Origin of the sequence: Micromonospora sediminimaris (assembly GCF_016863575.1) — a bacterium.
Lineage (GTDB): Bacteria > Actinomycetota > Actinomycetes > Mycobacteriales > Micromonosporaceae > Micromonospora > Micromonospora sediminimaris.
The window spans coordinates 69,349-91,017 of sequence record NZ_BOPD01000029.1 but is presented as its reverse complement, the minus strand read 5'-3'; the positions used below and the strand labels follow the sequence as shown (position 1 = coordinate 91,017).

19 protein-coding genes are annotated in these 21,669 nt (G+C 70.8%); 13 read left to right on the top strand and 6 right to left on the bottom strand.

Annotation, left to right across the window (positions count from 1 at the left end; genetic code table 11):
* Positions 1 to 507: 507 nt before the first annotated feature.
* Positions 508 to 1,611, bottom strand: coding sequence for a glycoside hydrolase family 53 protein (locus tag Vse01_RS22495; protein ID WP_093403021.1), 1,104 nt, complete (start codon positions 1,609 to 1,611; stop codon positions 508 to 510).
* Between the two features lie 187 nt (positions 1,612 to 1,798).
* Entirely contained in the window at positions 1,799 to 2,662 is an 864-nt protein-coding gene (locus Vse01_RS22490) for an alpha/beta fold hydrolase (RefSeq protein ID WP_093403020.1), read from the bottom strand.
* A 142-nt stretch (positions 2,663 to 2,804) separates the two neighbouring features.
* Here Vse01_RS22490 and Vse01_RS22485 point away from each other — a divergent pair, with 142 nt between their 5' ends.
* From Vse01_RS22485 to Vse01_RS22465, 5 genes are all read left to right on the top strand, one after another.
* Entirely contained in the window at positions 2,805 to 4,031 is a 1,227-nt protein-coding gene (locus Vse01_RS22485; protein ID WP_093403018.1) for a trypsin-like serine peptidase, read from the top strand.
* Positions 4,032 to 4,136: 105 nt separating this feature from the next.
* A complete protein-coding gene (locus tag Vse01_RS22480; protein ID WP_139233121.1) occupies positions 4,137 to 4,571 on the top strand; it encodes an SRPBCC family protein in 435 nt (144 codons plus the stop codon).
* On the top strand, positions 4,568 to 5,488 hold the full coding sequence (locus tag Vse01_RS22475; RefSeq protein WP_093403015.1) for an SMP-30/gluconolactonase/LRE family protein: 921 nt from the start codon (positions 4,568 to 4,570) through the stop codon (positions 5,486 to 5,488). Before Vse01_RS22480 ends, Vse01_RS22475 begins: the two co-directional genes overlap by 4 nt.
* 126 nt (positions 5,489 to 5,614) lie before the next feature.
* Positions 5,615 to 5,824 carry a DUF3072 domain-containing protein gene (locus Vse01_RS22470; RefSeq protein ID WP_093403222.1) on the top strand — a complete coding sequence of 70 codons (210 nt, stop codon included), beginning with the start codon at positions 5,615 to 5,617 and terminating at the stop codon, positions 5,822 to 5,824.
* A 134-nt stretch (positions 5,825 to 5,958) separates the two neighbouring features.
* The gene (locus tag Vse01_RS22465) at positions 5,959 to 8,028 is read left to right on the top strand and encodes a HelD family protein (RefSeq protein WP_093403014.1); all 2,070 of its coding nucleotides are present in this window, start codon (positions 5,959 to 5,961) and stop codon (positions 8,026 to 8,028) included.
* Between the two features lie 18 nt (positions 8,029 to 8,046).
* Here Vse01_RS22465 and Vse01_RS22460 read toward each other — a convergent pair whose 3' ends face one another.
* Positions 8,047 to 8,673, bottom strand: a complete 627-nt coding sequence (locus Vse01_RS22460; RefSeq protein WP_170863380.1) for a TetR/AcrR family transcriptional regulator — start codon at positions 8,671 to 8,673, stop codon at positions 8,047 to 8,049.
* A gap of 72 nt (positions 8,674 to 8,745) precedes the next feature.
* On the opposite strand from Vse01_RS22460, the gene Vse01_RS22455 reads away from it, so the two are divergent.
* From Vse01_RS22455 to Vse01_RS22435, 5 genes are all read left to right on the top strand, one after another.
* Positions 8,746 to 10,719 carry an acyl-CoA dehydrogenase family protein gene (locus tag Vse01_RS22455; protein WP_093403012.1) on the top strand — a complete coding sequence of 658 codons (1,974 nt, stop codon included), beginning with the start codon at positions 8,746 to 8,748 and terminating at the stop codon, positions 10,717 to 10,719.
* A gap of 70 nt (positions 10,720 to 10,789) precedes the next feature.
* Positions 10,790 to 11,341, top strand: coding sequence for a TetR/AcrR family transcriptional regulator (locus tag Vse01_RS22450; RefSeq protein ID WP_093403010.1), 552 nt, complete (start codon positions 10,790 to 10,792; stop codon positions 11,339 to 11,341).
* A gap of 267 nt (positions 11,342 to 11,608) precedes the next feature.
* The gene (locus Vse01_RS22445; RefSeq protein ID WP_232511161.1) at positions 11,609 to 12,268 is read left to right on the top strand and encodes an FMN-dependent NADH-azoreductase; all 660 of its coding nucleotides are present in this window, start codon (positions 11,609 to 11,611) and stop codon (positions 12,266 to 12,268) included.
* 105 nt (positions 12,269 to 12,373) lie between these two features.
* Positions 12,374 to 12,883 carry a SigE family RNA polymerase sigma factor gene (locus Vse01_RS22440; RefSeq protein WP_093403009.1) on the top strand — a complete coding sequence of 170 codons (510 nt, stop codon included), beginning with the start codon at positions 12,374 to 12,376 and terminating at the stop codon, positions 12,881 to 12,883.
* The gene (locus Vse01_RS22435; RefSeq protein ID WP_093403007.1) at positions 12,880 to 14,253 is read left to right on the top strand and encodes a TolB family protein; all 1,374 of its coding nucleotides are present in this window, start codon (positions 12,880 to 12,882) and stop codon (positions 14,251 to 14,253) included. The genes Vse01_RS22440 and Vse01_RS22435 overlap by 4 nt, the downstream gene beginning before the upstream one ends.
* A 50-nt stretch (positions 14,254 to 14,303) precedes the next feature.
* On the opposite strand, the gene Vse01_RS22430 is transcribed toward Vse01_RS22435, so the two are convergent.
* Complete coding sequence (locus Vse01_RS22430) at positions 14,304 to 15,875, bottom strand: alpha/beta hydrolase (RefSeq protein WP_093403006.1); 1,572 nt, start codon at positions 15,873 to 15,875, stop codon at positions 14,304 to 14,306.
* Between the two features lie 451 nt (positions 15,876 to 16,326).
* Between Vse01_RS22430 and Vse01_RS22425 the strand changes: the two genes are divergently transcribed.
* Complete coding sequence (locus Vse01_RS22425) at positions 16,327 to 16,932, top strand: response regulator transcription factor (RefSeq protein ID WP_093403004.1); 606 nt, start codon at positions 16,327 to 16,329, stop codon at positions 16,930 to 16,932.
* Positions 16,933 to 16,949: 17 nt separating this feature from the next.
* Here Vse01_RS22425 and Vse01_RS22420 read toward each other — a convergent pair whose 3' ends face one another.
* Positions 16,950 to 18,986: a sensor histidine kinase gene (locus Vse01_RS22420; protein ID WP_170863379.1), complete on the bottom strand. Its 2,037-nt coding sequence runs from the start codon at positions 18,984 to 18,986 to the stop codon at positions 16,950 to 16,952.
* A 203-nt stretch (positions 18,987 to 19,189) separates the two neighbouring features.
* Between Vse01_RS22420 and Vse01_RS22415 the strand changes: the two genes are divergently transcribed.
* Positions 19,190 to 20,599 carry a DJ-1/PfpI family protein gene (locus Vse01_RS22415; RefSeq protein WP_093403001.1) on the top strand — a complete coding sequence of 470 codons (1,410 nt, stop codon included), beginning with the start codon at positions 19,190 to 19,192 and terminating at the stop codon, positions 20,597 to 20,599.
* A 49-nt stretch (positions 20,600 to 20,648) separates the two neighbouring features.
* A complete protein-coding gene (locus tag Vse01_RS22410) occupies positions 20,649 to 20,921 on the top strand; it encodes a hypothetical protein (protein WP_232511160.1) in 273 nt (90 codons plus the stop codon).
* A gap of 245 nt (positions 20,922 to 21,166) precedes the next feature.
* Here Vse01_RS22410 and Vse01_RS22405 read toward each other — a convergent pair whose 3' ends face one another.
* The gene (locus Vse01_RS22405) at positions 21,167 to 21,661 is read right to left on the bottom strand and encodes a GNAT family N-acetyltransferase (RefSeq protein WP_093403000.1); all 495 of its coding nucleotides are present in this window, start codon (positions 21,659 to 21,661) and stop codon (positions 21,167 to 21,169) included.
* Positions 21,662 to 21,669 lie beyond the last annotated feature (8 nt).

Here is a 21,669-nt window from a genome sequence, read left to right as displayed (position 1 = left end):
GGTGTCCACGGTCGCCGCCGCCGCGGGCGCCGCGTTCACCGCCACGAGCGCGCTCGCCGCCAGGGCCGCGGCGGCCGCCGCGGCCAGCCCCGACCGCCAACCGCGTCTGGGTGGAGAGGCGGGACGAGCCTCACCGATGGCCTTCATGGTCCACTCCTTCGATCGGGGTCACCCACGCGCAGCCGTGGATGCCCTGGGGATGTGCCGGCGTCAGGTGGTGGCGTCAGCACGTGGGGTGGTGCGAAAGGTCTGGTCACCGGCGCCACCGGTCAGCACGACGACGCGCCCACGGTCGCGGCTGGCCGGCGCGGGACCACGGCGGAGAATCCGGCTCCCGGCAGCCACAACACCCGCCCGTGAAGCGAAGTTAGCGTTAACGACGTCATACGTCAAACGACAGAGGTCTATCCCTTGCCAAGTGTTCGTGCCCCCGGTCCGGATCCGCGCAGAGCCGCGGAACGCCCCCGCCCACCGGGCCCGGTGGCGACTCCCGGGCCCGGACGACGGTCACGGCGTCCAGTACACGTGCGGGTTCACCCGCCCCGACCAGTCGAAGACGGCCATGTTGTCCCAGCCGTTGCCGGTTCCGTTGATGTCCGCCGGATCCCAGCCGTTGCCGCGTACGGCGTGCCAGGTCGGCTCCCAGTAGAAGACGCCTACCGCACCGGCGTTGCGTGCGGTGTTCTGCACCCAACTGAACTGCTGCGCCTGCCCGGACCAGGTGGCCGGGATGTTGTCGCAGCGCGCGGTGCCGGGGATCACGTTCGGCTGGTGGTCGGCGTCGGCAGTGGTGAACGGGTACGCGGTCTCGGCGATCACCACCGGTTTGCCGTAGCGGGCCTTCACGTCGGCGATGACGTTGTACAGGTTGGCCAGCGTGCCGTGCCACATGCAGTAGTAGGACAAGGCGGTGACGTCCCAGGTGACGCCCTGCGCCCGGATCCCGTCGTAGAACCAGCGGGCGTTGGCGTTGCTGTCCGCGTTCGCCGTGTGGATCCACACCTGGGTGCCGCCGTGGCACGCCTTGGTGGCCTGGTAGCCCCGTTTGAGCAGGCTCGCCAGCGGGGCGAAGTCATTGTTGACCACCTGCCCGGCGGGCCAGAGCATCCCCACGTTGATCTCGTTGCCGATCTGCACCGCGTCCGGCGTGGTGCCCTGCGCCTTCAGCGCGCTGCACACGTCGTAGGTGTAGTTGTAGACGTCGGCCTGCAACTGACTCAGCGAGTGGTTGGCCCATGCCGCCGGCGGATACTGCTTGCCCGGATCCGCCCAGGTGTCCGAGTAGTGGAAGTCGATCAGCAGCTTGAAGCCCTTGGCCTTGATCACCCTGGCCTGCTGAAGCACCTTGGCCTTGTTGTTGTAGCCACTGGCCGGGTTGTTCCAGATGCGCAGCCGCAGGTAGTTGACCCCCTTCGAGGCGAGGATGTCGTAGGGGTCGGCCTGAGCGCCGGAGGCGTTGTAGTAGCGGGCCCCGAGATCGAGGCTGCGTTGCAGCGAGGAGACGTCGGCACCGCGCATGGCGAGTGTGTTGGCCGCCTGCGCGGGAGCGGTCAGGGCCAGCGGGGCCGCGAGGACGACCACCGCCGCGAGGACCCGGAGGGACGGTTTCATGGTGCTCCTTCACATCCAGGGATGCGGTGCCCGACGGGTTCGGGCACGTCCGGCGGGACTGCCGGACGGTCTCGGTACCAGGTGAGGTGGTGATGGGTGTCGATGCATCAAGCCTGACCGTAAGAGTGACCCACGCCGGTGCCGCCGCACCAGCCCTGACCGTCGAGGCGTGATGGCGGCGCGGCGGTCAGGCGAGGAAGTGGCACAGGGCGGCGGTGAGGTCGTCGGGGTTCTCCTCGGCGACGTGGTGCCCGGACTCGATCGGGTGGCCGCGCAGATCGTCGGCCCAGGAACGCCAGACGGCGAGCGGGTCGCCGTAGAGATCCTCCAGATCGTCCCGGGTCGACCAGAGCAGCAGGGTGGGGCACCGGACCGTACGACCGGCCCGCCGGTCGGCCTCCTCGTGCGCCCGATCGACCCCGAGGCCGGCGCGGTAGTCCTCCAACATCGCCCGTACCGTCGCCGGGTCGTGGATGGCCTGCCGGAACTCTCGGTGGTTGTCGACTCCCATCCGGTCCGGTCGCGCCTTGTCGCCGTACCAGGCGTCGGGATCGGCGCCGATGGCCCGTTCCGGCTTGTCCGGCTGGGCGAAGAAGAACCAGTGATACCAGTTCCGGGCGAACGTCGCGTCGCACCTGGCGAGGGCCTCGCTGATGGGTACGCCGTCGATGACCACCAGTCGGCTGACGGTGTCGGGATGGTCGAGCGCCAGGCGCAGCGCCACGTAACAACCGCGATCGTGCCCGACGGCGGCGAACGTCGAGTGGCCGAGTGTGTGCATGAGTCGGACCATGTCCGCCGCGACCGCGCGCTTGGACTGCTGGGAGTGATCCGGCAGGATCCGCGCCTTGCCGGACTGGCCGTAGCCCCGCATGTCGGGGCAGACCACGGCGAACCCGCGATCCACCAGCCTCGGGGCGACCCGGTGCCAGGTCGATCCGGTACGCGGATGTCCGTGGACGAGTAGGACGGCGGGGCCGCGTCCGGCATGCCGGACGCGCAGTTCCACCTCGCCCACGTCGACCCGCTCGTCGGTGAAGCCGTCGAACATGTGCCTCCAGTACCCAGGTCGGCTCCGCGTCAACAGACGGACCGAGAGGCGGTATTACCCATTGATTATCTTGCATATATCGATCAGCTTCGGTATGAAAGCTTAGGAATCGTTCAGGTTCCGCTTCCTGGGAGGAGCGACGATGAAACCTGCCCTGCGCCGCCTACGTACGGTGACCGTCACACTCGCCACCTGCACACTCGGCCTGAGCCTGCTGTCGGCCCCCGCCGCGGCAGGCCCGGTACAGCCGGTCACGCCACTCTCGGACCGGGCACCCGAATCGGACCAGTTCTCGGCCGAGGGTGTGACGACCGTCGGTGAGCTGCGCACCGTCGACGGTTCGTTGTCGTACGCCCGCGCCGGCCGGACCCAGATCATTCAGCACCCCGGCGCCACGTACATCAAGGTGCACTTCAGCTCGCTGCGGCTGGCTCCCGGGGAGTACGTCACCGTGTCGAGCCCGGACGGCCGGGAAAGCTACCGGTACGACCGTCACCTGAACCGGGCGACCGGCGCGGACTACACCACCGACGGACGGCCGGGCTTCTGGGCGATGTCGGTGGAAGGCGACACGGCGGTGGTCACCTTGCACAGCAACCGCTCCTCCCGGGGCAGCGCCGCGACCATCGACCGGTTCTGGCGCGGCTACGACCGCACGGAGATCAGCCAGTACAACTTCTCCATCCAGTCGGTGTGCAGCACCGACGCCCGCCGCGACGTGGTCTGCTACCGGAGCAGCCACCCCACCGAGTACGCGCGCGGCAACGCGGTGGCCCGGCTGCTGATCAGCGGCGGCGGCATGTGCACCACCTGGCGGGTCGGCAACACCAACCGCATGCTCACCAACAAGCACTGCTTCTCGACCCAGGCCGCGGTCAGCGGGAGCGAGATGCAGTTCAACTACCAGTGCGCCACCTGCGGCGGCGCGAACCCCGGGCCCGGCACCAAGGTCAGTGGTGCAACGCTCTACCGGGTGAGCAGTGGTGGCTCCAGCCAGCTCGACTACGCCCTGTTCTCGGTGAACAACTTCGCTGCCATCCAGGGCTTCGGCACGCTCTACCTGGCGACGTCCGCCACCACCACCGGGACGCAGATGTACATCCCGGGGCACGGTGACGGCAGCCCGAAGCGTCTGTCCATCTTCGAGAACGCCCAGAACGGGGCGCGCTGCACCGTCCGCAACGCCAACTACAACACCTGGAACATCAGCTACAGCTGCGACACCTCCGGCGGCAACTCGGGCTCACCGGTGCTGAACAGCAGCCACCGGGTGATCGCCCTGCACCACCTCGGCGGCTGTCCGTCCAACCAGGGCGCCAAGGCGCACCTCATCTACAACGAGATCGCGAGTCTGATCGACAACGGCTGACCACGGCCGGTGGCGGCCCGGTGGCGGACCACGCGACCCCGGGCCGCCACCGGTCGCGCCAACCCTCGTGGGCCGCGTACCCGAGGCCGCCGTACCATCCGGTACATGACGATTGCCGTCGAACAGCACGTGGACGCCGAGGTCGCCACCTTCTGGCGGACAGTGAGCGACGTCGACCGCTGGGCCGAGTTGCTGCCCACCATCGACGAGATCAGGCGAATCGACGACGCCGGGCCGGTGGCGGTCGGCAGCCGCTTCCGGATCCGCCAGCCGGGGCTGAGCGCCGCCACGTACGAGATCACCGACTGGCGGCCCGGGGCCGGCTTCACCTGGGTGGCCCGTACGCCGGGGGTCCGGACCAGGGCGAGCCACGAGCTGCTGCCGGAGGGCTCCGCCACCCGCCTGCGGCTGAGCATCGACTGGGCCGGCCCGGCCGCCCGCCTGGTGGAGCTGCTGTACGGCAAGCGGACCCAGCGGCTCCTCACGCAGGAGGCGACGACCTTCGCCAGCCTCGCCGCAGGCAACGGGGGTGCCCGATGAATCCGGTCGAGCGCGTACCCACCCGCTGGGACGTCCTGGACGAGCGGTTCCGGACGGTGAGCGGTGACCACGTGGTGCAGCGGCTGTTCGACGGCGGACGGTGGCTGGAGGGGCCGGCGTACTCCCCCGCGTGGCGCTGCCTGCTGTTCAGCGACATCCCGAACGACCGGGTGCTGCGGTGGGACGAGATCACCGGGCGGTGCGACGTCTTCCAGACGCCCGCCGGTTACGCCAACGGCCGTACGATCGACCGCCTCGGCCGTGTCGTGACGTGCGAGCACGGCCACCGCCGGGTCACCCGTACCGAGCCGGACGGGTCGCTGACCGTGGTGGCGGACCGTTGGCAGGGCAAGCGGTTCAACAGCCCGAACGACGTCGTGGAGACCAGCGACGGTTCGTTGTGGTTCACCGACCCGAGCTACGGCATCGACAGCGACTACGAGGGGCACCGGGCGGATCCGGAGCTGGACGGCTGCCACGTCTACCGCTGCTCGCCCGACGGTCGGGTGGAACGGGTCGCCGACGACTTCCTGCGTCCCAACGGTCTGGCGTTTTCGGCCGACGAGCGTCGGCTGTTCATCGTCGACACCCGGCGTCGGCACCTCCGCCACTTCGACGTGGGCCCCGACGGGACGCTGCGGGACCGTGGCGTGCTCGCCGAATGCGACGCCGGGTCGTTCGACGGGATCCGACTCGACCGGGAGGGTCGGCTGTGGGTCGCCGCCCACGACGGGCTGCACTGCTTCGACCAGGACGGCACCCTGCTCGGAAAGCTCCGGCTACCCGAGATCTGCTCGAACCTCACCTTCGGTGGCCGTAAGCGCAACGTGCTGATCGTGACGGCCACCACCTCGGTCTACTCGCTCGTCCTCAATGTCACCGGCGCAGGCCCGACGACCGGTCCGGCCACCAGGTAGGCACACCGACGTCCGCTGGTCGGACCACCCGGACACCAGCCACCGGTGCGCTGCCGGCGGGGCCGGGAGGGTTCGGTGGCCACCGACCCGGGTATGGCACACCTGTTCGAGAGAGAGGGTGCCGACATGAGCGAAAAGCATGATCCGCAGGCCGCGGTGAAGGACCCGGACGAGTGGGTGACCGGCGACGAGCCGACGACGGCGGCGCAGGAGTCGTATCTGCGGACCCTGGCCCGCGAGGCGGGCGAGAGCGTGCCGGACGGCCTCAGCAAGGCCGAGGCGGCGAAGCTGATCGACCGGTTGCAGCAGCAGACCGGGCGGGGTGACCAGGGCTGATCCCCTGAGGCCACTTCCATCTTATCGACGGGTCAAGTCGCGCAAATCACCCTGGATGCCGATTTTGCGGTTCTGGCCGGTACATATTCTCGACCAGTCCCCGTGCAGCAGCCTCTGGCAGACCAGGGAGCGGTGTGTCCGAAACAGTGCGGCAGCTCGCCATTGAGCAGCAGGTGGTCGACAGGGTGTACGAGCGACTGGAGGTCATGCGTACGCAGGCGAGGGAACTGGAGTCCGAGGGTCGCGGTCGCGCCACGGCCGGCCCGCTGACCGGGCTGGTCGAGCGCGACGCGATGGTGCTGAGCGCGGCGGCCAGACTGTCCGACCTGGACGGTCAGGAGGAGGGCCTGGTCTTCGGCCGGCTGGACTTCGACGACGGCGACACCTACCGCATCGGCCGGCTGGGCGTACGCGACGAGAACCGGGAGCCGCTGGTGGTCGACTGGCGTGCGCCGGCCGCCGCGCCGTTCTACCGAGCCACCCCCGGTGAGCCACTGGGCGTGGTCCGCCGCCGGATCATCACCTGCGAAGGCCCCACGGTCGTCGGTGTGGACGACGAGGTGCTGTCCGGCGGCGAGGTCGACGGTGTGGTGGGCGAGGGTGCCCTGCTCGCGTCGCTCAGCCGGGAACGCGGTCCGCACATGCGCGATCTCGTCAGCACCATCCAGCGCGAGCAGGACGAGGCGATCCGCGCCCCGGCGCACGGCGTCACCGTCATCACCGGCGGCCCCGGCACCGGCAAGACCCAGGTCGCCCTGCACCGTGCCGCCTATCTGCTCTACACCGACCGGGGGAAGTTCGCCGACGGCCGGGTGCTGGTGGTCGGTCCGTCGACCGTGTTCACCGAGTACATCGGCCGGGTGCTGCCCGGTCTCGGTGAGGACAGCGTCCACCTGCGGGCGATCGGGGAGCTGTTCGACGGTGTGGTGGCGACCCGGCGTGACCGCGCCGAGGTCGCCAGGTCCAAGGGCGACCTGAAGATGGTGCGGGTGCTCACCGAACTGGCCTGGGACACTCCGCCGAACGCGCCACAACGGTTGGGCAGGCTCGACGCCGACGACCTGACGAAGGCCCGCCTGGAGGTGCGTCGACGGTGCGAGGCTCGGGGCATCAAGCCCAACCTCGCCCGTGCCGAGGCGGCGCAGGTGCTCTCGGACCTGCTCGGCGGCAGGGAGATCCCGGACGCCTTCCTGACGGCCTGGTGGCCGATGCTGACCCCGCAGGACGTGCTGCCCGCGCAGCACGGGCAGTGGTCGGTGGACGACGTCCCACTGCTCGACGAGCTAGCCGAGATCCTGGGCCCGCCGGTCACCACGGCGCCGACCAGGAGCGAGTGGCAGGTGCGGGAGTTGAGCAGTGGTCCCCGGCTGGCGGAGACCTTCGTGCTCAGCCTGAGCCTCAACGACGGTTGGCAGCTCTTCGCACCCGGACTGGCCACCCCGATCGCCGTCTCCGGCCAGTCCCTGGACAGCGGCAACGCCTGGGCGGCGCAGCGCTGGGCGGCGGCGATCATCCTGCGTGAGGGCCACACGGTGGTGGGCTGGGCAGACGGCTTCGACCCGTACGGCGAGGAGGGGCACGTGCCGGAGCTTGCCGAGCCGCTGCCGGTGGCCGTGCCCACCGAGCCCGTCGAGGACGTGTACCTGCATGTCATCCTCGACGAGGCCCAGGACCTGTCGCCGATGGAGTGTCGGATGATCGCCCGCCGAGCCGCGCACGCCTCGATGACGATCGTGGGCGACCTCGGTCAGGCGACCCATCCGCTGGCCGCCGGAAGCTGGCCTGAGCTGGTGCAGCAGCTCGGCAAACGCGAGGCTCGAATGCTCGATCTACCCACCGGCTATCGGGTGCCGCAGGTCATCGCCGACTTCGCCGCCCGGACGCTGGCGCCCGGGATCGCGCCGACCCGCTCCTTCCGACCCGGCGGCACCCTCACGATCCGCCAGGTGGACGACCTGCGGGCGGCCCTCGCGCAGGAAACCGGTGCGATCATCGCTCCGGACGCGATCGCCGACCAGCTCGGGGCGATCCCGGTCAGCCAGGTCAAGGGGCTGGAGTACGACCGGGTCGTGCTGGTGGAGCCCGCGGACATCGTCGCCGCCGAGCCGCGCGGCATGAACCGGCTCTACGTCGCCCTGACCCGGGCCGTCGCCGAACTGGTCATCCTGCACACCAAGCCACTGCCGGAGGCGCTCCGGTCGTGAGCGCCCGGTCGGCGTCGGTCACCCGTCGTGAGACGCCGCCGGTGGTCGCTGGACCGCCTCGGCGACGACCCGCCAGACCTGGGTGGCGAGCCAGTCGTTGAGCTGGTCCGGCCCGACCTCGTCCCGGTGGTCGAACCACCAGATGATGCCGGCGTCGACCATGCCCACAACGCTGGCCACCACGTACGCGGGCAGGTGCGCCGCGTACCCGGCGGCACGCAGGTTGGCGACGGCGGCTTCGGTGATTTCGGGAACGGCGTGCGCGGTGCCGAGACGGGCCCGGAACCGGTAGAGGTTGGGGTGGGCCACCGCCCAGCTCAGCACCTGGCCGACGATGCCGTGCACCACCTCCGGCGGGGTGCCCGGGGCGGTCAGCGACGGACGGATCCAGGCGCTCACCAGGCGGGCGGCGTGCCGGGCGACGGCCTGGTCGAGGTCGTCCTTGCTGGCGAAATGGCGGTAGACGTGCGGTCTGGGCAGCCCGGCCCGGTCGGCCACCGTGCCCAGCCCGATGTCGGTGCCGTGCTCCTCGATGACGCGGACCGCGGCCTCCACGATCGCCTGCCGTCGCCGGGCCCGCTCCTGCGGAATGCCGCCGGCACGGCGGGCGGCGATGGTGTCCCGTTTCACCGCCGCGTTACCCACCGGATCACTGTAGCGGGTCGGTAGCCTTGGTTGGGTACGAGCTGTACCCAACCAGCATCCTGCGAGGTAGCCATGCCCAGTCAAGCGCCCGGCCCCGTCGACCTCGCCCGCCTTCAGCAGGTGCTCGACGGACCGTGGGCCGAGGTCCGCAACGCGCACCGTCGGCATCTCGACGAACGCTTCCTCCCGGTGTACGGCGAGACCGGTGACCAGGCGCGTGAGCGGATCACCCGACTGCTCGGCGAGCTGCCCGTCAAGCTGGGTATCGCGTCGGCCTTTCCCACCCAGTACGGTGGCGGATCCGACGTCGGCGGCTCGATCATCGCCACCGAGATGCTGGCGCAGGTCGACCTCTCGCTGATGGTCAAGGCCGGCGTGCAGTGGGGTCTGTTCGGCGGCGCGGTCGCGGCTCTGGGCACCAGGCGTCACCACGACGCCTACCTTCGGGACATCATCTCCGGCCGGATCCTGGGCTGCTTCGCGATGACCGAGACCGGGCACGGCTCCGACGTCCAGCAGCTGCGCACCACCTGCACGTACGATCCCCGGACCCAGAGCTTCGACCTGCACACCCCGCACGAGGCGGCCCGCAAGGACTACATCGGCAACGCGGCCCGGGACGGGCGGATGGCGGTGGTCTTCGCGCAGCTGGTCACCAACGGGCGGCGGCACGGCGTACACGCGTGGCTGGTGCCGATCCGTGACGAGCGGGGCAACCCGCTGCCCGGCGTGACCATCGGCGACGCGGGGGCCAAGGCCGGCCTGCTCGGCGTGGACAACGGGCGACTCAGCTTCGACCACGTGACGGTGCCCCGCGACATGCTGCTGGACCGGTACGGCCAGGTCGCCGAGGACGGCACCTACTCCAGCCCGATCGAGAACGACTCCCGACGCTTCTTCACAATGCTGGGCACCCTGGTCCGTGGCCGGGTCAGCGTGGGTGGCGCCGCGTCGTCGGCCACCAAGTCGGCGTTGACCATCGCGGTCCGCTACGGCGACATCCGCCGCCAGTTCAGCACCCCCGACGCTGAGCGGGAGGTGCTGCTCAACGACTACCTGGCCCACCAGCGCAAGCTGCTACCCGCCCTGGCCACCTCGTACGCGCTGCACTTCGCCCAGGCCGAGCTGGTCGCCGCGGTGCACGAGGTGCAGGGCGGCGACGGCCCGGTCGACGAGCGCCGGCAGCGGGAGCTGGAATCCCGCGCCGCCGGGCTCAAGGCCGCGCAGACCTGGCACGCCGCCCGCACCATCCAGCTGTGTCGCGAGGCGTGTGGCGGCGCAGGTTACCTGGCCGAGAACCGGTTGCCGGGCCTGCGGGCCGACACCGACGTCTTCACCACCTTCGAGGGCGACAACACGGTCCTGCTGCAACTTGTCGCCAAGGGGCTGCTGACCGGCTACCGGGACGAGTTCGGCTCGCTGGACGGCTGGGGTCGCGCCTCCTTCGTCGCCGAGCAGGTCCGGGAGATGGTGCTCGAACGCACCGCCGCACGGTCGCTGATCCAGCAGCTGATCAGCGCCGTGCCGGGCCGCGACGAGGAGGTCGCCGTCACCGACCGGGGCTGGCAGCTGAAAATCTTCGACGACCGCGAGAAGCATCTGCTCGAAGGGGCGATCCGCCGCTTGCGTAACGGCGCTTCCAGCAAGCAGGACCGCCCGTTCGACATCTTCAACGACGTCCAGGACCACGTCCTCACCGCCGCCGCCGCGCACATCGACCGGATCACCCTGGAGGCGTTCGTCGCCGGCATCGAGGACACGGCGGACCCGGCGGTCCGGGCGCTGCTCTCCCGCGTCTGCGACCTGTACGCCCTCACCGTCATCGAGGCCCACAAGGGGTGGCTGCTGGAGCACGGCCGGCTCACACCGGCCCGCTCGAAGGCGATCACCGCCGTGGTGAACGGCCTGCTCAAGGAGCTGCGCCCACAGATGCGGACACTGGTGGACGGATTCGCCATCCCGGACATCTGGCTGCACGCCGCCATCCTGAGGGAGGAACCCGGTCGCCAGGAGACGATGACCGCCCACGACACCGCCTCCGCCTGAGGCGTGGCTGCTTAGATTTTGCGGGTAATCTATAACCCGACAGTTCGGTGGCCACGGTGAAGGTGGGCAGATGAGTCGGGCATCCAAGGCTGACGCACAGGCCAATCGGGCAGCGGCGGTGAAGGCCGCCTCGCGACTCTTCCGCGAACAGGGCGTACCGAACGTCAGCGTGGGCGACGTGATGCGGTCCGTCGGCCTGACCCAGGGCGGCTTCTACAAGCAGTTCGCATCGAAGGCGGCGCTCGTCGACGAGGCCGTACACCTGGGCTTCATCGACATGCTGCGCTATCTGTCGGACCTGCAGGACGGCTCCGCGGACCACGCGGCGGCATGGTCGTCGCTGCTGGACACGTACCTGTCGGTCGAGCACCGGGACGACCCGGGCGCGGGTTGCCCAGCGGCCGGATTCGCCGGTGATGTCGCGCACGACCCGAGGCCTCGTGAGACGTACGCGGCCGGCGTCCGGGAGATGGCCGGCTGGATCGCGCCGGGGAACGCCGGTCTGGCCGCACTGTCCACCATCGTCGGCGGCCTGCTCCTGGCCCGGGCCACGGCGGGCACGGAGGTGTCGGAGGAAATCCTGGGCGCGGTGCGCGAGGCCGCCTCTCCGCCGGCCGACTGAACACGCGAAGGCGGAGCCGTGGCAGTCGCCACGACTCCGCCCCGCACCGCTCAGCTGTCGGGACCGGTTGCCGCGGCGATCGCGGCGCGCACCTGCTGTGCGAAGCCCCGGACGGTGTAGTCGGCCGGAAGGCACTCAATTGCCCGAGGATCCTCGCGGTCGCGCCTCGACGCATCGCAGGCACACGTCAGGGTGAGACATCTCCCATTCAGTTCAAGCTTGAATCGAGTCTGGCTATCGTCGGATTCAAGCTTGAACCTCAGACTCATGGGAGTTGTCGTGACCCTGTTCCGACTGGATGCCAGCATCCGCACCCACGGCTCGGCGAGCCGCGAGATCGCGGACATCGTCGAGGCGGAGTGGCTCGCCACGCGCCCCGGTGACACGATCGAACGTCGCCACCTCGGCGTCGATCCCCTGCCCGCGACCGCCTGGGCCGCAGCGGTCACCGCCGGGACGACCGCGCCGGAGGAGCACACCACCGAGCAGCGCGAGGCCGTCGCCCTCGCCGCGACACTTGTGGACGAACTGCTCGCCGCCGACGCCATCCTGTTCGCCGTGCCGCTCTACAACTACGGCGTCTCACAGCACTTCAAGGCGTACGTCGACCTGGTGAGCACCGACCAGCGAGCGTTCGCCCAGCCGTTCCTGGCGGGCAAGCGGGTCGTGCTCGCGACGGTGCGTGGTGGGGCGTACGGCGGTGGCACGCCCCGGGAGGGTTGGGACCACGCGACGCCGTACCTGCGCCGCATCCTCGCCGACTGCTGGGGCGCCGACCTCACAGTGGTCGAGCGCGAGTTCACCCTCGTCGGCGTCAACCCCGCCCTTGACTCGTTCACCGACCAGGCCGCGCAGATGCACGCCGAGGCCCTGAAGGCCGCTCGGGAGGCCGGCCGCGCGCTCGGCGACCTGCCGGTCCCGGCCTGAGGGGGCGGGTGAGACAGGCCGGCGCGGGACGCCCCGCGCCGGTCCCCACCTCGCCCTCAACCATCCACGCGGCAGGAGGCGTTTACTTCTGCCGAGGGGGTGGCGATGAGCCAGACGTTCCACGAGTTCGTGGTGCACCGTTCACCGGCGCTGTCCCGGACCGCCTACCTGCTCACCGGCGACCACCAACTGGCCGAAGATCTTCTCCAGAGCGCACTCGCCCGAACGTACCGGCACTGGCGGCGGATCCGCGACGGTGACCCGGAGGCGTACGTGCGCCGGGTCATGTACCACCAGCAGGTCTCCTGGTGGCGGCGGCGTCGGTTCACCGAACGGCTGGAGGCCGACCCGGCGCCTGCGCAGGCCGGTCACCCGGACCCCAGCGACGCCGCCGCCCTCCGGGTGACGCTGGCCGCCGCGTTACGCCAGCTCACCCCCAGGCAGCGGGCCGTGCTCGTGCTGCGCTTCTACGAGGACCTGACCGAGGCGCAGGTGGCTGCCGTACTCGGCTGCTCGGTCGGGACGGTGAAACGGCATGGGCACGACGCGCTGGTCCGGCTTCGCGCGGTGGCTCCGGAACTTGTCGACCCGGTGCCGGAGAGGAGCGCGCGATGACCACGCGGCTACGGGACGTGCTGCACACCACGGCGGCGCAGGCTCCCGCGTACCAGGTGGAGCAGCGCGCTCTGGCGACGGCGCGCCGCACGCGACGGCGTCGAGCCACGGCGGTGGCCGCCGCGCTCGTGCTGGTGGTGCTCGGCGGGCTCGTACTGCCGGCAGCCCGTACCTCGCCGGTGGATCCGGCCGGACGAGACGAGCCAGGAGCGTTGCCGGACCGGATCGGCCTGCCGCCCGTCGGGAGCCTGCACGCCACGGACCGGCCCCGGACCGGTCCCGCCTCGGTGATCTTCACCGGGGAGGCCGGACGCCTGACCTACGACGACGAGTGCAGTCTCGTCACCGTGGTGGACGGCGACACCGACGCCTACCGGGTCGTCCGCAGCGGCTGGGAGATGACCGCCGGCACGGACGTGGTGCTCTCCCCACGGGGCCGGTGGATCGCCCACGACCCGCAGCGCGGCGATCCCCGGGTCGACATCATCGACCTGGTCACCGGTGCGACCCGTCAGCTGCGCAGCGGTGTGGCCGGGACGGTCGGCACGGAACCGGCCGCCTGGTCGCCGGACGGGATGTCACTCGTGGTCCGTGACTCGGTGCCGATCCACCTCGACCGCAGTGATCACCGGCGCCAGCTCAATCTGATCCGGCTGGACGACGGCAGCTCGGTCCGACTGGCCGAGGCGCCATCTGGCACGGTGCCGGGCGTGGTCGTCGCCTTCGCGCCCGGTGGGGACCGTCTCGCCTGGCAGACCGGGCGCGTGGTCACGGTCGCGCACATCGACGGCAGCGTGATCGCCTCGTTTCCGCTCGCGCCCGGTACCGAGCTGGCCGGCAAGGGGGCCTGGACGCCGGACGGGCGGTGGCTCACGGTGGCGCGGCGCGATGACGCGAGGTGGACGCTGCGCCGGATCGAGCCGGCCACGGGAGCCGACGGCGGGGCGTTGGGCACCGCCGGTGTCGACGACGTGGTCGGCCTCCAACTCCTCGGCTGGACGGCGACCGGCGTGCCCTGGGTGGTGTCCTACCTTCCCCATCCGCCCGAGGCAGCGACCTACACCAGGCCCTTCCCCAACGACGACCGCCCGGTGTACGGCAATATCGGCAGTGTTGAGGTGCTGTCGCTGCCGCCGGACGGTCAGCCGCCGACCCTCCTGCTCACCGCACCGCAGGAGGTCGTCTCCCTCGACATAGCGGCGGAGGTGATCCGCGCCGGCCGTACCCGTGCGGCGGATCCGCCGGGCGGCGTCGGCGGCCGGTTCTGGATCTGGACCGCCCTGATCGTCTTCGCGGTGGGCGGGATCGCGGCGTACCGGAGCCGCAAGCAGCTAGCCCTCTGGTGGGAGAACCGCCAGCTACGGCGGTGACGGAGGTGGCCGGCTCGCCCCGGCGAACCGGCCACCTCCGTCCCGATCGGTCAGAACAGCCAGGTCGGCAGCGCCGGGTCACTGCGCAGCGGCACCGGCGGCTGCGCGGCGGGGCCGGAGTCCTGGCTCGGCGCCCGGCCACGGGCCGACGTCGTGCCCGGCGGCGGGGCTGCGGCGCAACGGGTACCCTCCGCCGGCACCACCTGATCGATCAGGTACGCCTCGATGGCCTCGTCCGCGCAGCTCACGCGGCCGTACACGATGTGCCCCCAACCCTCGTAGGTAAGCAGTTCGGCATGGTCTGCGAACTGCTCGGCGGCACCGAGCGCCCAGTTGTAACCGGTCGCCGGGTCGTGCAGCGAGTTGACGAGCAGCAGTTGCGAATCGTTTGTCGGGTCGATCCGCCGCTGCGGGTTGTCCGCCGGAGTCGGCCAGCCCAGGCAGATCGCGCCGACCGACGCCCGGGGCGGGTCCGGTAGATCCGGCGCGACGCGCTGCGCATCGGCGAGAATCGACCGCCACCTGGTGACATCAGGTGCCTTCAGGTTCCAGTCCTGGCAGAGCACCGCCTGATACGCGAAGGCCACCACGGTCGGCGGCTCCTCGGCCGACTGCCGCGCCGCCGACGACGTCCCCGACGGCCGACCCGCGTCGACCCGCTCCAACTCGGCGGCGATCTCAAGCCAGTACGGCTGGTAGTTGAGGTTGCCCAGCACGAAGTTGACCAGATCCCGCTGGGTGATCTTGTAGGTGTGATCGTCCGGGTCCGGCAGCTCACCCCGGGCTGCGCGGTCGAGCAGCCGCTGCCAGAACTGGCGGATGTCCCGGCCGTAGAGGGCGCACTGCGGCAACCGGGCGCAGCCGGCCACGAACTCGTCGAACGAATCCTGCCCGGTGGCCGCCTGGGTGACGGCGAAACCACGCGCGTCCTGACTGTGATCCATCACGCTGTCGGCCACAATGGCGCGTACCCGGCTCGGATACATTTCCGCGTACTGCTGGGCCATCAGCGTGCCGTACGACATCCCGAGAAAATTCAGCTGGGCGTCACCGACCGCGGCGCGTATCGCATCGATGTCCTGGATCACCTGTAGCGTGTCCACGTGGTCGAATACCGGCCCGCTGTTGGCGCGGCAGTCATCGGCCAACGCGCGACTCGCGGACACCATCCGGGCAAATGCGCTGGACGTTTTGATCGGCTCGACCGGCAAATCGTTGATCTTGTCCAGCGTACACATGATCGGTGAACTGCGGGCCACCCCGCGCGGGTCGAATCCGACGATGTCGAAATGGCGGCGCAGCTCGTCACCGTAGGTGGCCCAGAGCGCCGAGTCGACGCCGGAGCCACCGGGCCCACCCGGATTCACGATCAGCGACCCGCGGCGCACCGTCGGGTCCGTTGCCGGCCGCTTGGCCAGCGCCAACTCGATTGTCGGCCCGTTCGGATCGGCCCAGTCGACCGGTACCTCCAGGGTGCCGCACAGGGCGCTGGCGTCCTGCTCACACGGCGTCCACTGCACGTCCCCGATCGGGGCCGCGGACGCGGACGACGCGGCAAGCGGTGCCAGCACCACCCCCACCGTGACCCCGGCGAGCAATCGCCGGATCAGTTTTCTGCGCATGCTCCCTCTCCCAGATCATTTTCCGGCTTTCCGCCGGCCGATGCTGAACGTAGCGACCGGGCCACGGTCCGGGGTTACCGAGAAATGTCGCCGGCAATACCATTTGGAACGCGACATGATTGATCGGAATGACCAGCTACGGCACCGTTGCCGTACGGCGCACGTGAATGGCGAGGTCACCGGCGAGACGGCGGTTGTCACAGGTCGCGAATCGGCAACCGGTCGACGGATGTCAACATGGTAGAGGTCACAAGCAGCCGCCGTGTTAGCGCTAACCCAGGAGGCATCCGACCGCAACGTCCGGTCAAATTGCGTGATGAATTGGAAACCCCGGATTCATGTGTCCAACCGCTGGGCGGCCGCACGGCCCCGAGCGCCGCGGCGTACGGTCGGCGTGGGCGCGGCAGAGCCGGCACCGGGGCCGGCTGGCCGATCGGCTCGGGAGGAACGAGTGATCCGGATTCTTCTCGCAGAGGACGTACGCATCCTGCGGGACACCCTGGCCGCGGTGCTGCGGCTTGAGGACGACCTGGCCGTGGTCACGACGGTCGCCAGGGGCGACGAGATCGTCCCGGCCGCGCTACAGCACCGCCCGGACGTCGCCGTGGTCGACATCGACCTACCCGGCGTCGACGGCCTGACTGCGGCGGCCGAACTGCACCAGCGCCTCCCGCAGTGCCGTACGTTGATCCTGACCGGGCTGGGCCGGCCCGGCAATCTCCGCCGGGCGGTCGCCGCCGGGGTGAGCGGCTTCATGGTCAAGGACGCCCCGGCGGAGCAGCTGATCGACGCGGTCCGGCGGGTGGCCGGCGGAGAACGGGTGGTGGAGTCACAGCTGGCGTTGGCGGCGCTGGAGGCGGCGGACAACCCGTTGACCGCCCGGGAGGCCGAGATCCTCACCCGGCACGCGGCCGGCGCGTCGGCGGCCGAGATCGCCGCCGACCTGCACCTGTCCCGTGGCACGGTGCGCAACTACCTGGCCTCGGCCGTCACCAAGCTGGGCGCGCGTAACCGGGTGGACGCCGCCCGCATCGCCACCGAGGCCGGCTGGCTGTAGCGGAACGGATCCGCACGTCAGGTCTCCGGCTCTGGAACGGACCCGCCGACAACAGGCGGCCGGTGGGCGGAGTCGCCAACGACGGGTGCCCGTTCACCGCGCTGCCGTGGTGGGACGCGCGGCAGCGGCAGCCAGGCCGTCAGCTCGAAGCGACCGCCGTGGACCCGAACGGAGAGCCGCCCGGCAAGGTCAGCGACCCGACCGGCCAGGTTGGACAGCCCGTGCCCGCCGGTGTCCGGTGGCGCGTCCGGCCCAGGTGGCCGCAGTTGCCCACGCTCGCCAGCGGTGCCCGGGAGGCCGTCGTTGGTGACCCGGAGGCGGACCGTGTCCCCGCTTACCTCGACCGTGATCTCGCACCCCCGTGCCGGTGCGTGCCGCACCACGTTGGTGACCGCTTCCCGCAGGAGCGTCGCAAGGACGGTGTCCAGTTGCTCGGGCAGCTGAGCCACCGACGGCTCGGCGCGCACGACGGCGTCCACACCGGCGGCGGCGAGCACCTCAGCCGCCGCAGCCAGTTCGACGCTGAGCGAGAGGACACGTTCGTCGGCGGTCACGGTCCGCAGGTCCGCCCGTGCCTGCCGGGCCAGCCGGGTCAACGCCTGCAACTCCGCGCGCGCCGCGGCGTCGTCGCGGCCGATCAGCCGCCGGGCCAGGTCACACTTGAGCGCGACCGCTGACAGGCCCATCCCCAGCAGGTCGTGGGTGTCCTGCGCGACCCGTATCCGCTCCCGCACGGCGGCCATCCGGGCGAGGTGCCGGCGTACGTCGTCGAGTTCCACCGCAAGGGCCGCCATGCGGGACAGCGCGTGGACGACCAGGCCGGTGGTCACCGTCACCAGGAGCGCGTAGACGAGGTCGGCGGTGTCCAGGTCGGGCAGAACGTGCGCGTGCACCGCGATCGACGCCTGGATCACCGTGAAGGTCAGCCAACCCCATGGGCGGGGCAGCAGCAGCAACGCCGAACCCGCAACGAAACCGCTCAGCCCGTGGATGGACGGGTGCATGGCCGGGACAAAGCCCAGGCAGGTGAGCAGCAACTGGCCGGTCAGCGTGTACGACCAGCCGCGCGGTCGGACACCGTCCCGCCACGCCGTGGAGTGGTAGAGCTGAAGCACCGCGAGCAGCACGATGGCGGCGACCGAAGCCGCCATGACGACGGTGCTCGCGGAGCTGGCCACGGCACTGACCGTGAACTCCGCCGCGAGGGCGGCCAGCACCAGGGCGAGGACGAGTCGGGCGAGCCGTGGTGCCAACGTCGGCTGGGTGGTGTGGTCGGCGGACGGGTCCGGCATGCTCGCCGGCCGGTCGTACGCCACCGCTGCCCGGATCTGGTCGAGTGCCTGCCGGGCGCTGCGCGCCGCCTCGTCGAGCCGTTCACGCGCCTCGTCCGACCTCCGGCTGCCGGTCGCGAGTGCGGCCCGGGCATGCGCCAGCACGGTGTCGAGCCGGTCACCGACGGCCACCCGCAGTCGCTCGGCCGCCCGCAGGCGTTCCCGGGCCACGGTCAGGGTCGCCAGCTCGGTCCGGGCGGTGTCCAGTTCGGTGACGATGCCGGCGAGCCGGACCAGTCCGAACAGGGCCATGCCGACGTAGACCGGTAGGACGAGGACCAGCGGGGTCTCCGAGAGGCCGGTGAGATGCGGCAGGCCGACGACGGCGAAGCGCAGCACACTCTCGGCCGCCACTGCGACGCCGAACAGCAGCCATGACATCGGCGTCGCCACCGTCAACAGCAGCAGCGCGCCCAGCAGACCGGACGTGCCGACCACCCAGTCACCCCCGAACAGCACGAACGGCAGGTAGGTCAGCAACGCCTGGGTGGTGAGCAGGAGCGCGCGGTGGCGCGCCCACCAGGGCCGGGTCGCCGGTACGGCGTACAGCAGCGGTAGCGCGAACGCCAGGATGGTCACCACGCCGGCGAGCGGACCCGCCCAGTGGACCGCGATCCCTGCGCCGACGGGCAGGGTCAGGCAGAGGAAGACAGTCGCGGACACCCACGAGTGCCGGTGGGCGTCCGGGGCCGGCCCCCGGTCCGCGTCCATTCCTGCTGGCACCTTCCTCCTCGCCGGTTCCTGGCCGGCTGCTGCCGTCTGCACGGTAGTCGCCACCGCCCGCCACCGAAACGAAGATGTGCCCGGCGCACCCTCCGGCCCGTGCGGATCGCACATTCAGCTCGTGCGCGGCGGCACTGGTCCGCCGCGTCCGCACCGCACGAGACTCGACCTACGGTCCGTCGTCAGCAGTTGCGGAGGTCAGCATGCGTAGCACGGGGAAGCTGGCGCCTCCCGGCCACCGCCGCGTGGTGCGGAGACTCACCCGAGGCGCGGTGGTGCTGCTCGCCTTCCTCGCCGTCCCGGCGGCCACCTTCGCCGCTGGCCTGCACACCTTCGACCGGGACCGGTACGCGCAACCCGACGCCGACGCGGCGGCGATCGCGGCGGCCGTTCCGCCGGCACACGACCCCGGTAAGCCCACCGCCGTGGTCGTCGTCGGCAACGACGGCGCCAACATCGCCGACACGCTCGTCCCGTACGAGGTTCTCGCCGCCAGTGGTGCGTTCAACGTCTACACCGTCGCGCCGGAACGTCGCCTCGTGCCGCTGCTCGGCGGGCTGGATCTCGTACCCGATCTCGACTTCGCGCAACTGGACCGGCGGCTGGGTGGTGCCGCGCCGGACGTCACAGTCGTACCGGAGATGCCGGCATCGGAGTCCAGCGACGCGCGGGTGACCGGGTGGCTGCGCGACAGCGCCCGGCGCGGGCTGCTGCTGGGGGTGTGCACCGGCGCGCGACTGCTCGCCGAGGCCGGTCTACTTGACGGCCGCGACGCGACCACGCACTGGTACCGGCTCGACGGTTTGCGGGAGCGCCATCCCGATGTGCGTTGGCAGCGCGGGTTCCGCTATCTCGACGACGGCGACGTCATCACCACCGGCGGTCTGTTGTCCTCAGTCGACGGCACGTTGCGGGCGGTGGAGCGGCTCGCGGGTACCGACATCGCCGCGACGGCCGCGACGGCGGTGGGTTGGCGGCACTACTCCCCCGGCAGCGCAGCCGCCCTGCCGAGGTCGCGGCTGACCGTCGGCGACGCGCTTCTGCACGTGCTCAACGTCGGCTTCCGCGCGCGGGAGACCACCCTGGGGGTGGTGCTCACCGATGGTGTGGGTGAGCTCGAACTGGCCTCGGCGTTCACCCCGTACGCCGAGGTCAAGGCCGCGCGGACAGTGGCGGTCGCGGCCGGGGACCGGATCCGTTCCCGGCACGGCCTGACCTTCGTCCCCCGGGCACAACTCGGCGACGCGGAACGCGTCGACCGGCTGCTCGTTCCCGGTGCCGACGCCGCCGCCGATCCGCCCGCCGCGCTCGTCGGGTTGGGCGACCGCGCCGACGTACCGGTGGCGTACCTGCATGAGCGGCCCGGCTTCGCGTTCGACCCGGCGCTGCGGGAACTGGCCCGCAGCATGGATGTGCCCACCGGACGGTGGACCGCCAAGATCCTGGAGTACCCCCGCTCGGATCTCCAGCTGTCCGGGCCGGGGTGGCCATGGTTGTTGACCCTGCGCCCGGTGCTCCTCGGCCTGGCGGGGCTGGCGGTCGCGCTGGCGGTCCTGCGATTGGCGCGGAAGCCCCGCGCCGCGCCTCCCCTGCCTGACATTGCAGACCGATGATTCGTCGCAGGTGGGCCTACACCCGACAGACAACTGGAGGTAGCAGCGGATGAGCACGACCGAGAGTCGCGGCCGGGTCAAGGCCGCCATCACCGTGTCGGTGGATGGCTACGTCACCGGTCCGGACGACCGTGAGGGCCAGGGGCTCGGGGTCGGCGGTGAGCGGCTGCGCTACTGGGTGATGGGCGGCCCGTGGACCTACGAGACCGACCATGAGCCCGGTGCAGGCATGAGCGACGCGGACCGCGCCTACTACGACGCACTGCTCGACGGGGCGACCGGCGGCCTGTCAACGAACTCGGCATCACCACCGCTCCGGTGACGCTCGGCCGAGGCAAGCGGCTCTTCGAGGGCTTCGACCGCGACCTCGAGATCCTCTCGGTCCACCAGTCGCCGTACGCCGTCCATGTCAGGTACGCGGTCCGACGCTGACCGTCGACCGTCTGTTGTGACCAGCGCTACCTACCCGAGAATGGAAACACCGGGAGACTCATCTACCACACCGACTGAGCAGCTAACCCGCCACAACGCCGCCCCTGGAGTCCGGTGTCGGATCTGCGAGGCGGATCATGCTACTGGGAGGTGGCGACGCATGATCCACGTCGGCGCCGTGCCTTCGCCGGTCACCGCGCCGGTACGCGGGTCGACCGCGCGCCAGCGGTGCTGGTGAGGTCGAACGATCACGTAACCCAACCTCTGGTAGAACGAGACGGCCGCCTCATCGTCAACGTCGACGTCGAGACTCATGGCGTCGGCGCCGCGCGCCGCACCTGCCGCTTCGCTGGCTGCGACAAGCGCCCTTCCTACCCCACGGCGACGGGCCGGCGCGACCACCGCCAGCCCGTACAGCCATGGGTTGGGGGTGTCGCAGCCGTCCCGCCACCGGACGCTCACCACCCCCACGACGCGGTCGGCGGCCACCGCGACGAGCATTGCCTCCTCGCCTCGCCCGGCGGCCTGGAGACGCACCTCGGCGCGGTCCTGCGAACCCGCCAATTCGCCCAGACCGTCCAGGTCGACGCGGTGGGCGGCACGGATCATCAGGTCGTCGAGCGGGCTCATTGCGGCGT